This window comes from Aureisphaera galaxeae, assembly GCF_028561275.1.
Lineage (GTDB): Bacteria > Bacteroidota > Bacteroidia > Flavobacteriales > Flavobacteriaceae > Aureisphaera > Aureisphaera galaxeae.
The window spans coordinates 198,249-213,030 of record NZ_JAQQTF010000010.1; the positions used below are offsets into that span (position 1 = coordinate 198,249).

Below are 14,782 nucleotides of genomic sequence, written 5' to 3' on the forward strand. Positions count from 1 at the left end.
GTGGCCAACGCTAAAAACCGTTTCATGAAATCCTCACTCAAAACTCCCCTGGTGCTTGTGTTGTTATTATTTGTAGCAAGTGCCATACAAGCACAGACCAAACGAATTAAACGCCCAAAAAGCAGTGTCGGCATTTACAGTGTAGATACTTTCGTTCGAAATTCCTTCGACATCTACGACAAAGTATATCGCTACGATGGTTACGCCAAGGCTGGAAAATCCTTAGATGATGATGACATCGACATCCTAGAAGACGCCCTTACCGATGCAGAATTGCTTATGACCAGTGCACCCAATATCCTTTCGGATCTCGACGGAGCCGGCGCCCTAAAACAAGCCAAGGCAACCCTGCAAATTAACAAGGCCAAAAAGGCCTTAAAGTACAGCATTAAAACAGCCACCGAACTTCTGGCGGGAAGACGCTCGGGGAATGAAGACAGCGAAGACACTTCTGAAGGAGACACCAAAGACGATGATTCCAATTCTGAAGAAGCCTCTTCCGAATCTGGGACTGGAACCAGCAGCCCAGGGGGATCCAGCGATGGGCCTTCAAGCACCTTTAAAATAAACAGCAAATTCGATTTTGTACCAGGAGATGAATTGTTGTTTTTCGATGATTATTCCAATGATTTTATTGGTGACTTCCCTAGCAAGTGGAATACCAACGGAAGTGGAGAGGTTGTTACCTTTAATGACAACAACGAACGCTGGTTAGAAATCCTTTCCGGTTACGGTATTTATTACATGCCACTGGATGTAGACCTTCCCGAAGAATATACTATAGAGTTTGACCTATTTGGTTACGGATTGGACAGTAAAACCTCCTCCACTGCCAAATTACAAATCCTATTGTCCGATAATACCAAATTCAAACAAGGAGAATATTGGGCGGCCGCATGGATTCCCTTTGGTCAATATGGGGCCTTTGGCATACAGGTAAAGAGTTACGCCTACGGCGAAGGGCATACGATAAACAATACCATAACAGCAGACATTAGAAAGGCCACTCTAAACAGACCACATATTTCCATAGCAGTAAACAAAGAACGATTCCGTCTTTGGGTGAATGAGAAAAAATACATCGACATTCCGAAAATGCTGACCCAAAAAGACCAAATTAAAGCCCTAAAGTTTCACGCCGAAGGGTTTAAGGATGGCAAGGAAAAAATATTCATTAGAAATGTGAAAATCGCCAAGGGAGGATTGGATCTTCGTCGCACCCTATTATCTGAAGGAAAAGTGTCCACCAACGGCATTCTTTTCGATTCTGGTTCGGCCACCATTCAACCACAATCCTATGGTATTCTTCGACAGATCTCTCAAGTGCTACAGCAAGATAGCTCCATGAAATTACTTATTGTAGGCCATACCGATAGCGATGGTAGCGACAGCAATAATTTGGCACTATCCAAATCCAGGGCTGCTTCCGTGAAACAGGCTTTAATTACAACCTATGGGGTTGATGGTAGTCGCTTAAGCACCGATGGTAAGGGAGAAGGTGAACCTGTAGCAGACAATAGCTCGGTCGATGGAAAAGCCAAAAACAGAAGGGTAGTTTTCATTAGGAAGTAAGCCTTTCCCATGTTACATTTTTGCGGAAAATCGAGTATCTTTAGGAGTACAAACACCTATACATTCGATGATGAAACTAAACACCTATTTAACCTTTAACGGAAATTGTGAAGAGGCCATGAACTTCTATAAGGAAATTCTCAATGGCGAATTCACCACATTTATGAGATTTGGGGAGGCACCTCCCAATGCGTTCCCGGTTGCCGATGAGCATAAAGACCTTGTCATGCACTGTACGCTGGAATTTGGCGAAGCGACTTTAATGGCTTCAGACACCAATCAGCCAGAACATTTGGTCACGGGAAGCAATTACCATTTAAGTATTGGCACCGATGTAACCAAAGGGGAAGCTGCTTTTAATGCCTTAAGCGAAGGCGGACAAATACTAATGCCCTATGCAGACGTTTTCTGGGGTGGCAAGTTCGGGATGCTGGTAGACAAATATGGAATTCAGTGGATGGTTTCTTCCGACCACAAACCAGAAGACTAAACCGTCTTCTTTTCTAATAGTTGTGCCTCGAAGAGTTCGGAGAAATGCCTTGTCAGTTTTTCTTTTACCTCTTCGAGGGGCACTTCCGTTTTTCCTAGTTCTACATTAAGAGAAGTAACGGCCTTGTCTTTTATGCCACAAGGAATCATATAATCGAAGTACCCTAGATCGGCATTAATATTAAAAGCAAATCCATGCATGGTGACCCATCGGCTGGCTCGCACTCCCATAGCACAGATCTTTCGGGCAAAAGGGGTTCCTACATCCAACCACACACCTGTCTCCCCTGGCGAACGTTCCGCTTTAATACCATATTCGGCCAAGGTACGAATGATCATTTCTTCCAACAATCGAAGGTACTTGTGGATATCGGTAAAGAAGTTTTCTAAATCCAAGATGGGATATCCCACAATTTGACCCGGACCGTGATAGGTAATATCTCCTCCTCTGTTAATCTTGTAGAAGGAAGCATTCACTTCTTTTAGGCGTTCTTCGGAAATAAGCAGATTATCGAAATCCCCACTTTTTCCCAATGTGAATACATGGGGATGTTCTACGAAGAGAAAATAATTGGGCGTAGGAAGATTTGTGTCTTCCCTCCGATTTTTGATCTTACGATCTAAAATCTCCTTGAAAAGCACTTCTTGATAATCCCAAGTTTCCTTGTAATCCTTAAAACCTAAGTCCTGTATTTGGATGTCTTTGTTCAAAAAGTAAGAGAAATAGTATGTGACTGCAAAAATACGCCTTAAAATTGGGACAACTATAAAATCTAACCAAAACCTCACAATCTATTAGTTTGGTAGGGTTATTTAATATATTTGAACTTTCACCTTAATAAAATACGCTATGAGATTTAAAGTTATGAAGTGGTCTTTTTTGCTGCTCGTAATGCTTCTTACACCTTCCATTTTGGCCCAAAATGGAAATTTTTGGAATTCCGTTAACGAAACCCGAGTGCAAGCCTTGGATAAGGAATTCAGAAAATTTGTGCCTTCCCAATACGAATTGTTCGAATTGGATAAAGAAGCATTTTCGCAGTTGGCAGCTACGGCCCCAAGTAGAAAAAGCAACATTGAGTCGAACATCTTACTGGACATTCCGGCTTTGGATGGAAAACCCATCACCTATCGTGTGTTGGAAGCTTCCGTTTTTAGTGATGGATTAAAGGCCCAGTACCCAAACATTCGATCGTATGTCGCACAAGGAGTGGACGATCCTTCTTCGGTAGCACGTTTTAGTGTCTCGCCTATTGGAGTGCACGTTATGATCAGTTCCCCTAAGCACAAAACCATTTATATTGATCCTTATACCAAGGACAAGAGGTATTACATCCATTATTCTAGGGATGCAGTTTCAGAAAATCCGGATGCTTTCGAATGTCATGTAGAGAATACGGTCTCTAACTATGTTGAGGGAGCGGAAAGCAACAACCGCAATGCAGACGATGGTATGCTAAGAACCTTTAGATTAGCCTTGGCATGTACGGGAGAATATTCCATTTGGCACTTAAACAACCAAGGGGTTGACCCAAGTGAACCGGATTCGGTTAAAAAAGCAGCGGTACTTTCTGCCATGAATGTTTCCATGACACGTGTAAATGGTGTTTTTGAAAGGGATGTAGCCCTAACCATGGAACTGGTTCCTAATAATACCGATATCATCTTTCTAGATCCTGCTACCGATGGGTATACCAACAATAACCCCGGGGCGCTACTGGGAGAGAATCAGGCAAAATGTGATGCGGTTATCGGAGATGCCAATTACGATATTGGTCACGTATTCAGCACACAGGGTGGTGGTGTTGCGCAATTGAATTCCCCTTGTGTTACCGGATCTAAAGCCTATGGGGTTACCGGAATCAACACACCTATAGGTGATTTTTTCGATATTGACTATGTATCCCACGAAATGGGGCATCAATACGGTGCGAATCACCCTCAGAACAATAACTGTCAGCGCTCTTCTGTGTCCATTGAACCCGGAAGTGCCTCCACCATTATGGGATACGCCGGAATTTGCGCCCCTAACGTACAGAGTAATAGTGACGACTATTTTAACGGGGTAAGCATCATAGAAATGTGGAACAATATTTCTTCCGGAAATTCTACTTGTGCGCAGCAAACAGCTACCAATAATGAACCTCCAGTCATTACCATTGAAAGTGGGTTCTTCATTCCGCCTTCCACGCCTTTTGTACTTAGAGGAGCCGCTACCGATCCAGATGCTGGGGATGTGTTGACCTATTGCTGGGAGCAAACAAATGCTACACCTGCTCCGATGCCACCGGTTTCCACTTCTACAGTAGGGCCTTTGTTCCGTTCTTTGGATCCTACCGAATCCCCAGACCGTTACATGCCTAAATTGGAAACGGTGATAGGAGGATCTACGAGCACTACTTGGGAAGTTGTGCCCTCTGTACAGCGAAGCATGTCTTTTCGCCTTACGGTACGAGACAATGTATTGAATGGTGGAGCCAGCGCCAGTGCTGTAACTGGAGTAACCACAATTGGCGGTACAGGTCCATTTGTAGTGACCTCACAAACCACAGCCGAAAATTGGGCCATTGGAAGCACACAAACGGTAACCTGGGACGTCGCAGGCACAGATACCTCGCCTATCGATGCTACCGCGATGGACATTTTACTTTCTATTGACGGGGGAGAGAATTTCGATTATATCCTTGCCGAAGATGTACCCAACAATGGTAGTTATACCTTGACCGTACCGAACGTGCCCAATACCAATGAAGCTCGTCTCATGGTCGCGGCCAGTGATAATGTATTCTACAATGTAAATACTACTGATTTCGTAACTTCTGGAATCGCTTCTACAGAGGATTTCTCATTGGAAAATTTGGCCATTTGGCCCAATCCTTCGCAAGGAAACCTTTCGGTAAGCTTTACAACGATTAGTGAAAACGTAGCGATCGATCTATACGACATCCATGGTAGAAAAGTAGCTGCAAATACATTTACAGTAGGTTCGGGTGCCATTTTTAATGAAACCCTGAATTACAACAACCTTCGAACGGGAATGTATTTCGTAAAAATCACCAACGGCAATGTAAGCGCCACCCAGAAGGTGATTATTGAATAATAGAAATTGTATGAAATAAAAAAGGGGAATCTTTCCGATTCCCCTTTTTCTTTATCCTTTCACGATTCTGCGTATAGTTTGATTTACGACATCGGCCGTGAATTGCAGATCGAAATTGAGTTCTCCATTTGCGTTCGTGTACAGTTTAAGTGCTCCTTGGGTCACCTTATAATAACCCGCCTGTCCTTTACAGAAACATTCTTTGTAGTACAATAAAGTCACCTCTTGCAAGGTCTCTCCAGTATACGACTTTCCCTTCCCTATGGAAGCCGGAATGTTGAATTGAATTACCTCAGCATAATCACCATCGGCCGTTCCTTCGGGTCCTTTTTCCTGATAGCGGAACTCGGCTACAGAGCCTTCACTATCTTCATAGGTAGGGTATATGGCTCCGGTTCCATCTTTGGCTACCGAAAATTGGGTTCCTTCCTTAATCTGAAAGGAACATGTACCCTGCTCTGGACACGTACCATCATTCACGATGAGCTTGGATGGTGTCTCCACTTCATTGGTTTCCGCTACCGTTTTTTTGGTACTATCACAGGAAACAAAAATTAGGGTCAGCGCAATAAATAGATACGTTTTCATAGTAGGTTTAGTCTTCCAATTCTACTTCAAAATCAAGCACATCGGGGTCTTTGAAATAATCTAAAAAGGGTTTTTCAAATTCTACCGTTTTTCCGTCCAAAGAGAACCTGGCATCCTCTACCGAAATGGATTTGATTCGCCTTGGGAAGGTATACTTAATTTTGTATTTCATACTGCTCATAAAGCCCTCAGCAGTCTTTATACTATCCATTTGCATCTTGTGCTTTTCTTCATCTACAATGAAGGCATCGCGTACAAACTTCCCATTTTTATAAGAGAAATTTACCGCCATAATGCCTCCTGAAGCTGGATCGCTATTAACATCTGTGCCAGGCCCCATACTAGGTATAAAGTCCCCACTGGATTCGAAAGCATTCATCAAGTCATTGGCTTCCTTTATATCTTTGAAGTCTGTATAAAGGTCGAAAAACATCTCTTTGGTTTCGGTATCCATAAAGGTTCGGAAACTGTAATTCTCTAATTTCTTCAGGCGTTCCTGATCCTTCTTGGGTAATTTTGAAATACTATCTTTCTTTTCTTCCAATATATCTTTCATGGACATGATGGAATCCATTTTTTCAGGCTTCAAGCTATCTCCCAAATCCCCGCCAAACGCCATCATCTCGGACATATCCATAGAAATGGAAATTCGCCCACTCCCATCTTCATTTAGGGTAAGGGTTTCGGTTACTTGGCATCCAACAAGGGTAAGGACGAGACACCAAATAACAAGTAATTTTCTATTCTTCATTATGGTTTAATGTTGGTATTAGTTGATATAAAAGTAATTCAATATATATAGATTGAACAAGAAAAATGCCAATTTCCATGAAAACATGGAAATCGGCATTGGTGTGAAGGAAATTCAACCAAACTCCAAAGGCCCATTCATGAAGACTAACACAGGACCTCTTTTTCCTTCACAAAGAACCTATCCTACTAGGCTGCTATTTTAAGTTGAGGAGATTCGATAACTTCGAAGGACATATAGTCTTCACTTGGAGTTTCAATTAGTTGAAAATTTGAGAGCACGCTATAAACTAACCAAATAGACAGTAAACGAAAAGGTATTCTTATTGAATCGCGTAAGCCAAGACGTGAATCTTCTACATGCACCCATCTCATAAGTGGCTGTTCGCAAATCCTACTCATAACATTCTTGCTTCCCAAATACTTTCGTAGTCTAAGAAATATCTCTACATCGAAAAGCCAACGACTTACAAAGGCATTTCCATAAACAACTGGAATGATACTTTTTGTGAAAACTTTGGCTCCGCATTGAGTGTCGCGAATAGGCATTTTAATCAATCTACAAATACATAGTTTAATAATGTTAGATAATAACAACCTAAAGCCATCTCTCTTTATCCCTTTACCTCCTATATTTCTAGAACCAAAGACAACAGATAGTTTATCATCGGAATCCAAAGTCCTTACCAAATCCTTAAAATCTCGAAAATCAGTGGAGAGGTCTGCATCCATAAATCCAATGTTGCTAATATCTTTCATATGATAAAGAAACCTTACTCCTGCTCGCACAGCGGCAGCTTTCCCAACATTCTTTTTAATATCTACTACACTAATACGCGATGGAATAGTACTTTTCATTTGATATAATACCTTAAGTGTTTCATCCCTACTTCCATCGTTTACAAAGCACAAATGGTAATCATCATGGTTCACTATAAAATTGATGAATGCATTCTTATCCAATCGTGACTCCTCATTGTAGCATGGTATAATAATTCCCGTTTTCATATTTGCCGTTTTTTATTCGATTCAACGGGACAAACATATAGGCCAAAGGTTCTTTTTGGCGGCTGTTTTCGATGGATGTCGTTTTTCTGTCGACGGATGCCATTCGTCTATAGATGGGGCAATTAACGAATGCTGTATATTTGATTCATTGAGAATTAACCCCCAGATCTTAGTCCTTTCATGATTGAAAAATCCAACAAATATCTAGTTGTCGCCCTACTGCTTGGACTGTTGTTTCACGGTGGATCTATAGCATTTACATTAGAAGAAACATATGATGCCCTTATCCATTTGTTTTTTGCAGAACATTATTCCACACAATGGTTCGATCCATGGAATGAAAGCTGGTATACGGGTTTCACCGTAATGGCTTATCCTCCCCTTGTACATCAATCTATGGCATTATTGTCTGAAATTGGAGGCCTAAAATTTTCACTATACGCCATGGCCCTTACAAGTGTTCTCTTGTTCATAACTGGGGTATACCGGTTTTCATTATTGCTTAGCGGAGATCGAAAAGTTGCTGGTTATGCATCTTTGTTGGCTGTTTTTTCATCTTCATTCTTGGAAACGCTTCACCTATTTGGGCAATTGCCAAGTATTGTTGGTATATCCGTTCTTATGCACGCATTGCCCGAAATCTATGCTTGGTTAAAAAATGGAAGAAAGAAGCATCTTGTTTTTGCATGGTCACTCCTCGCAGTAACGGTATGTTCACACCATGTTACTCCTATCTTTGGAATGGTGTTCTTCATTTTTCCCCTTATTGGGTTAGTAGTTATGGACATAGCAGCCCAGAAAGCGGGAAGTTATAAAGACTTACGATTCGGCACTTTTTGGAAAGTGTTCGCTCAAAAATTCAAAACGATTATTACTTTTGGCATGGGGTCCTTGCTTCTTATTTTGGTATGCATACTTCCATATTGGGTGAACACGAAGCAAAACCCAATTACACAAGTTCCTATTCCACATGGTTCCCGTGACAACTTTCTTGATGCCTTTTCTTCAGGACTGGTCTTTTTCGTGATCCCTTGGGGTGTTTTACTTCTTTTTCTGCCTTATTTTTTCTACAGATACTTTAGCAAGCGTTATATTTTCTTTGGGCTATCTCTGGGTTTACTGGCACTCTTAGGAACTGGAAGTACAACACCTGCCTCAAAATTAATACTTGGAGAAAATGCATTTAATATCCTAACCTTGGACAGGTTTACTTTATGGGCTACCATTATGGTCTTACCCATTTTTGGCGAATTCACTTATCGCTTTGCCGAAGGGGATTTAAAACAATATATTCAAAATGCTTGGGGAGCTCGGATACATCGCTTTATGGGCGGAGTATTGGCTTTGTCCCTAATTTGCGTTTCCATATTTACCCTTAATCTTAGCAATTTTCGACCTACCCAACCAGAAAAAATCGATATGCTCCCTATTGTCAATTTTTTAAATCAAGACCAGCATGATAGATGGAGGTATCTCACCTTGGGATTTGGGGACCAGATGGCTTGGTTATCAGCGCAGACGGACGCTGCGTCTGTAGATGGCAATTATCATTCGGCACGTCGATTACCTGAGTTGACATCTAGAGCCGTAGAACGATTGGAAAATTCAAAATTTCGAGGCATTGAAGGCTTAGGTTCACTACAACAATTTCTTGCTGTACCAGAAAAATATCATTTGAAATATGTTTTCTCCAATGACAAATTCTACGATCCACTTCTCTATTTCACAGGATGGCAACGACTACCCATGCTAGAAAATGGAATTTCAGTTTGGGAACGTTCCGGGGTGCCCCCTATTCCAAAGATTAACAAAAAAGAAAGAACCCCGTCATACCTTAGATTAATGTGGGGTATTATCCCTATTACTACACTAATTATTGCATGTATTATTGGAGTTTTGAGAATAGTCCTGAAGAATCCTAAAGACGTCGCAGCAAATCAATGCCAGAAAATTTTGGGAGACAAAAAACCAAGAAAGCGTACCTTTCACATCCTAAAAGTTTGCGGAATATGGGTACTATTAATCTTGGGTTTTGTGAGTTATGGGTTCTATCAATTCCATTCTCAAAATGCACCACAAATAGCTCCTCAAAATGTTGTCAAAGCCTATTTTAATGCCATAGATTTTAAAGAATTTGAACAGGCGCATATCTATATTTCTCCGCTCAGCAATAAGTCCTTGGACCAATTTATGCTCGAAATATCGGTCTCCGATGGCCTTTTAGGCAGTTATGGAAAACTTGATGCTATAAAAATGGTATCGGAAGAAGCCACGGAAACCACTAACAAACTCCGCGTTACATCCTCATGGATCACCCCACTAAAGAAAGTCGAAAAGGAGGAAATTATCAATACCGTTTTCCATAATGGCAAATGGTATGTCGTTCCTCCGCATTCGGAATTGGATATTCCTCCTGACTTGATAATTAGTTCGAATCACACCACATATTACAACCACGGACGGCGCAGGATTAGCTCGGAACAAACCTATCATGAAGATATTGTGAGACAACCCGTGGTGGAAGTAATAGATTCCCGTCTTATAGTATCCGAAGGAAAATACAAGGTGGTGGGCTTGATACAAAACGTAGATAGAATTCCCGCCGATATCGCCATTTCATGTACTTTATATGGAGTAAACAATGAAGTTTTAGGGAGTTACAACGCAAAGGACATCATAAAGCACAAATTACTACCCATGGAAACAACACCTTTTGTGGTTGATTTCGAAGAAATTGCATGGGTTTCAAATACGGACGTTATTCCTAAAACTTTTAACCCTGAGGAGTTTACACAAAAACAATTCGATATGCAACCAACGCATTATGGGATAGAAGTAAGTGCCAATTTGGCAACTTCCGATCTCTACAACGAAGTCGTCGTTCAGAAAACAAAAATGATAAATGGAACTTTCTATGGAGAACTTTTCAATAAAGGTTCCCAGAATTCGACCGTGCCTCAGTTATTATTATCTTATTACGACGAAAACAAGAACTTGATCACAGTGCAAAGTCATTACCTTGAAGAAAGTATACGCCCACAACGTAGTATCTCATTTAAAATACCACTTCCATTAAACATCGACTACGAGATATTACACTCCAACCCTGAACAGGTGTATATTAATGGTATCCCTAATGCCAATGCGGCCCGTAAAATGCTCTCGGTTAGAATACCTCCAAACCCTGATTACTTAATTGAGACGTATTCCGAATCTTTCCCCTATGTTGGTATTACGATTAACAATTATATTGGAAACCCCAGGCCTTGATTAAATTTTACCCACATATCGCCCTATTGCTTTCTCTAATTATTTCAGGCTGCCATGAAGTTTCGAAAGAACCTTCTCAGCCCACTGATTTTGAGGTAGAAGTCACTTTTCTCAATGTCTCCACTTCCTTCATGGCAGGGGACAAAATCTCTTTACAGTTTGATAATTCAAGTAGTGCTTATCCAGAATTTAGTGGCTTCCTTCATATATCACATTCTTCAGGCTTTACCAGTATTTCACCTAAAACCATAAATGGTATTCTATATTTTGAACTTCCAGAGGTGCTGACTAAAAAATCGGGAAGCTTATCGTGTACACTGACTCATGGAAACAGAACGATTTGGAGCAAGAAACTTAGTATTGAACCAAACACTATTGAAAACCAACAACTAGAAGTTTACTATGGCCCTCCCAGTATCAATGCTGGAAAATCGGATCATTCTATGATTGTCGCTCTTCCCACAGATAGGTTCGACAATCTATTACCCGACAGCACGGCTCTTAATTACTCCCAGCATCATGATGAAAATTTACAGCTGGAACAGTGGTATACAAATGGAGGATATTCTTGGAAAAAGGTGTATAGCCCAACCAATTCTGGCAGATATCATATGGGAATTACTATGAATACGGCTACTTCCAAGGAAATTATTATCGATGTATTGCCTAATACAGCGCAAGAAATAAGTGTAACATTAGACAGGGTCCACGCTTATGCCGATGGCAATGAAATTATACATCTAACCACAAATGTTATTAAAGATGCATACGGAAATACTATTAGTGACGGAACGTTGGTAGATTTCCATATTATCGACAACAGAGCGCAAAAATCGAGAACCCAGGGTAGTACAATTAATGGCATAGCCCAAGCTCAATTGCAACATCCAGATTATCCTACGCAATGGACAGTTACACCAGAAATACCCGGTGTGACCATGGGCGATCCAATTACTGCGAAATTCGAAATTGCAGTAAAAGAAGTCGCTATATTTTATAAAAAGGAAGAAGGATTATTGGAAATAGGCCCCATTAGAAACCAATTGAATCAATCGATACCCGACGGAACGGAAATTGAAATTGATTTTTCTCATAGCACAGCACCCATCATTTTGGAAAGTAAAAATGGAATGGCACATACCATCTTACCGAAAGAAGGTACGCGAATAAATGAAATAATCGTCACTGTCCTGGGCTACAAGACAACAAAAGATTTTGAAGATTGAAAACAAGGAGGTTTACATATAGACGAGCTTTAATTCTAGGCGGTTTCCTCATTGTCAATGGGATTCTAATCTATGGTATTTCCCAAATGTTGGCATATCTGAATACCGGAGCAGACCGCTCATCTTTGTTCCAAAGAGATACTCCAATAGAGGATTATTATGCGCCCGAAATAGATTGGGTTAAGATCGAAAACCCTGGAAGAACCATGGACGTCAATATTCAAAAAGCCATAGAAAGGGATTATTTGGATGCTTGGTACATTAAACATTTGGCTTTTTTCGAAAACAACACATTCATCCTTGAGGATTTTTATACCCAATCTGCACGGCATACCTTGAGCGAGCTCATTGCATTAAACATTACCGAATCCGTTCATATCGAATCCACTTCCCTTACCCATTCCCTTGAATTGGAGCTATTAAGCAGTGATGGCAAACTGGCCATTCTAACAGATCATAATGTGCATATCCATTCTCGGTTCTTTAAGGAAAACGAACTGGTTGGCACGCAGCAGGAAAAAGCAAGTTTCAAGGTAGTACTTCTTTTGGAGGATGGATTCTGGCGAATTCGCCATTTGGAAAAACTGGACGTGAAACCTTCGTTCAAGCAGTCTTCTCCCGACACATTGAGATCAGTGACGAAAAAAATTGAAGGCCTTAATTACTACCCAAAAAACCATCCCTGGAACACTTTTACCGAAGACCTCAGCCCTTCAGAAATTGAAGTAGATTTCGGTATGCTAAAGGATCTAGGGTTAAATTCTATTCGCATTTTTATCGGATATGAGGATTTTGGAAAAGCATCCGTGACACCCGAAAAATTAGATCGATTAAAAGATATATTAGACTTGGCCCAGACTTTTGATCTACAGGTAATCGTGACCCTTTTCGATTTTTATGGCGATTATACGCTACAAGACTGGAGTCTTACGAATTCTCATGCCAGAGCCATTATAAATCATATTAAAGGACACCCGGCCCTGCTTGCTTGGGACATAAAGAATGAACCAGATTTGGATTTCGAGTCCAGGGGTGAAGCACTTGTAGAAGCATGGTTACAACAGACCCTTTCGTACGTTCAACAATTGGATGCCGTTCATCCCATTACCATTGGTTGGTCCCATCCCGATAACGCATTATTGCTAGAAAAGGAAGTCGATCTCATTTCATTTCATTACTATGAGGAAATCGAATATTTAACACCCTATATAGAATCTATTAAAAAAGACACAGACAAGCCAGTATATATTCAGGAAATTGGAATGTCGACATACTCTGGCCTGTGGGATCCTTTTGGATTTTCAGAAAAAGATCAAGAAGAATATTACACCGAATTTTATAAAGCTACCTCCAATGAGGATATTCATTATCTGTTTTGGACGCTGCACGATTTTAATAAAATTCCCGACCAAGTGGCCGGGAAATATCCATGGAGAAAAAGAAAACAACGCAGTTTTGGAATTATTGACGTCAACGACGTTCCGAAACCGGCTTATCAAGTCATAAAAAATAGGTAAGTATTGACTTTATAAAACTTCCTTCTTTAGACGGCCCTAAGCTCTCGAACTCCTCAATGTACTTTGAAGCCACCCGGATCATTGGCCAGGAGGATGCTGCCTTGTAATTGGCTTTTGCCAATTCTTTCCTATAGGTATCGTTTAGGATTAACTTTTCTATGGCATCTGCCATACTTTGCGTATTGGAAGGTTCAAAAAACTCCCCTCTGTAGCCTTCATCCTGTACAAGACTAGCAAGATCTCCAAGGTTAGGCATTACAGCAGCCTTTCCATAACTACCTGCTTGGTGCAACACTCCCGAGCTTCCAGTTGTAGCAGTATAAGGAAAAACAACGATATCACTCTCAACAAAAAGTCTGGGGACTTCTTCTTCTTCCACGTAACCGGTAAAATGAACATCTGGAACATGCTCATATTGTTTTTTAACGGCCTCCAAATACCCTTTACAATTTGGGTTATCGGTACCTGCAATGACCAACTCGACAGATTCACCTGTTCGTTCACGGATAATCATCATTGCTTCAATAAGAGCTTCTACTTTCTTGTACGTACCAAATTTACCAAAGGTCATAATCCTAGTTACCTCGTTCACCTTATCGTACGTAGGGATTTCGGGAATTTCGAAAGTGCCATGAGGAATAAGAATCACATTATTTACCAAATATTTGGATTCCAGTTCGCCAACATATTTTTGAATCGTTACCGCAACCTTATTGGCCTTTAATACAATCTTGGTTAAAAATGTTCCAATTCCATTATAAATCCGAGAAGCGAGTCTGTTTTTTGCAAAACCGACCTCACCAAGATCTACAGTCTCCATTATGTTGTGCAATAAGACTATGGTAGGGATGTTCAATCTTTTAGAAATCCACGGAAGGAATAAGCCCAAAGCCGCCGGAACTTTACTGCTTCCAAACTTCATGAATTGTAAGTTGAACAATACCATATCCGGTTTGGTCCTTATCAAGGCTTTCGTAACCGTGGCAATATTGGCATACGAATTGAATTTCCAACAGGAAACTACCCTAATAGGGCACCCCATTTCGGTAAAGGATATATCTGCTACCCCGTCCTCGATATCTGTATACAGAATTATCTCTGAAACTTCTTCCAATTGCCTAAAATGTTTTACTAAATGATAGGCATATTCATTGAGAGTCACTTTGCTGGGCGGATATGCCGTAACGATTCCTAATTTCATGATTTCTAAATATTTGATTTCTAATTATGTCTATACAAATATGCTATTATAACCATCGACA

At 40.7% G+C, this 14,782-nt stretch carries 11 protein-coding genes; 6 read left to right on the plus strand and 5 right to left on the minus strand.

The features are described 5' to 3' along the window. Positions 1–24 precede the first annotated feature (24 nt). Together POV27_RS16580 and POV27_RS16585 are read left to right on the plus strand one after the other, a co-directional pair. On the plus strand, positions 25–1,572 hold the full coding sequence (locus POV27_RS16580) for an OmpA family protein (protein ID WP_272863910.1): 1,548 nt from the start codon (positions 25–27) through the stop codon (positions 1,570–1,572). A gap of 67 nt (positions 1,573–1,639) precedes the next feature. Continuing rightward, positions 1,640–2,062, plus strand: coding sequence for a VOC family protein (locus tag POV27_RS16585; protein WP_272863911.1), 423 nt, complete (start codon positions 1,640–1,642; stop codon positions 2,060–2,062). Here POV27_RS16585 and lipB read toward each other — a convergent pair. Continuing rightward, on the minus strand, positions 2,059–2,772 hold the full coding sequence (lipB, locus tag POV27_RS16590) for a lipoyl(octanoyl) transferase LipB (RefSeq protein ID WP_272863912.1): 714 nt from the start codon (positions 2,770–2,772) through the stop codon (positions 2,059–2,061). The genes POV27_RS16585 and lipB overlap by 4 nt on opposite strands. A 139-nt stretch (positions 2,773–2,911) precedes the next feature. On the opposite strand from lipB, the gene POV27_RS16595 reads away from it, so the two are divergent. Then, positions 2,912–5,161, plus strand: coding sequence for a zinc-dependent metalloprotease (locus POV27_RS16595; RefSeq protein WP_272863913.1), 2,250 nt, complete (start codon positions 2,912–2,914; stop codon positions 5,159–5,161). A 51-nt stretch (positions 5,162–5,212) separates the two neighbouring features. Here the strand turns inward: POV27_RS16595 and POV27_RS16600 are convergent, their stop codons facing one another. The 3 genes from POV27_RS16600 to POV27_RS16610 form a co-directional block, all read right to left on the minus strand. Then, positions 5,213–5,749 (minus strand): hypothetical protein, encoded by a 537-nt coding sequence (locus tag POV27_RS16600; protein ID WP_272863914.1) that lies wholly within the window; start codon positions 5,747–5,749, stop codon positions 5,213–5,215. A gap of 7 nt (positions 5,750–5,756) precedes the next feature. Continuing rightward, positions 5,757–6,500: a hypothetical protein gene (locus tag POV27_RS16605; RefSeq protein WP_272863915.1), complete on the minus strand. Its 744-nt coding sequence runs from the start codon at positions 6,498–6,500 to the stop codon at positions 5,757–5,759. Positions 6,501–6,688: 188 nt separating this feature from the next. Beyond that, a complete protein-coding gene (locus POV27_RS16610; protein WP_272863916.1) occupies positions 6,689–7,507 on the minus strand; it encodes a glycosyltransferase in 819 nt (272 codons plus the stop codon). A gap of 180 nt (positions 7,508–7,687) precedes the next feature. Here POV27_RS16610 and POV27_RS16615 point away from each other — a divergent pair, with 180 nt between their 5' ends. Genes POV27_RS16615 through POV27_RS16625 form a run of 3 tightly spaced genes read left to right on the plus strand, consistent with a single transcriptional unit; the run spans position 7,688 to position 13,520 of the window. Continuing rightward, the gene (locus POV27_RS16615) at positions 7,688–10,777 is read left to right on the plus strand and encodes a hypothetical protein (protein WP_272863917.1); all 3,090 of its coding nucleotides are present in this window, start codon (positions 7,688–7,690) and stop codon (positions 10,775–10,777) included. After that, positions 10,774–12,003 (plus strand): hypothetical protein, encoded by a 1,230-nt coding sequence (locus POV27_RS16620; RefSeq protein ID WP_272863918.1) that lies wholly within the window; start codon positions 10,774–10,776, stop codon positions 12,001–12,003. The genes POV27_RS16615 and POV27_RS16620 overlap by 4 nt, the downstream gene beginning before the upstream one ends. After that, on the plus strand, positions 12,000–13,520 hold the full coding sequence (locus POV27_RS16625; protein ID WP_272863919.1) for a cellulase family glycosylhydrolase: 1,521 nt from the start codon (positions 12,000–12,002) through the stop codon (positions 13,518–13,520). The genes POV27_RS16620 and POV27_RS16625 overlap by 4 nt, the downstream gene beginning before the upstream one ends. On the opposite strand, the gene POV27_RS16630 is transcribed toward POV27_RS16625, so the two are convergent. After that, positions 13,504–14,721 (minus strand): glycosyltransferase, encoded by a 1,218-nt coding sequence (locus POV27_RS16630; protein ID WP_272863920.1) that lies wholly within the window; start codon positions 14,719–14,721, stop codon positions 13,504–13,506. The two genes, POV27_RS16625 and POV27_RS16630, sit on opposite strands and share 17 nt — an antisense overlap. Between the last annotated feature and the right edge of the window lie 61 nt (positions 14,722–14,782).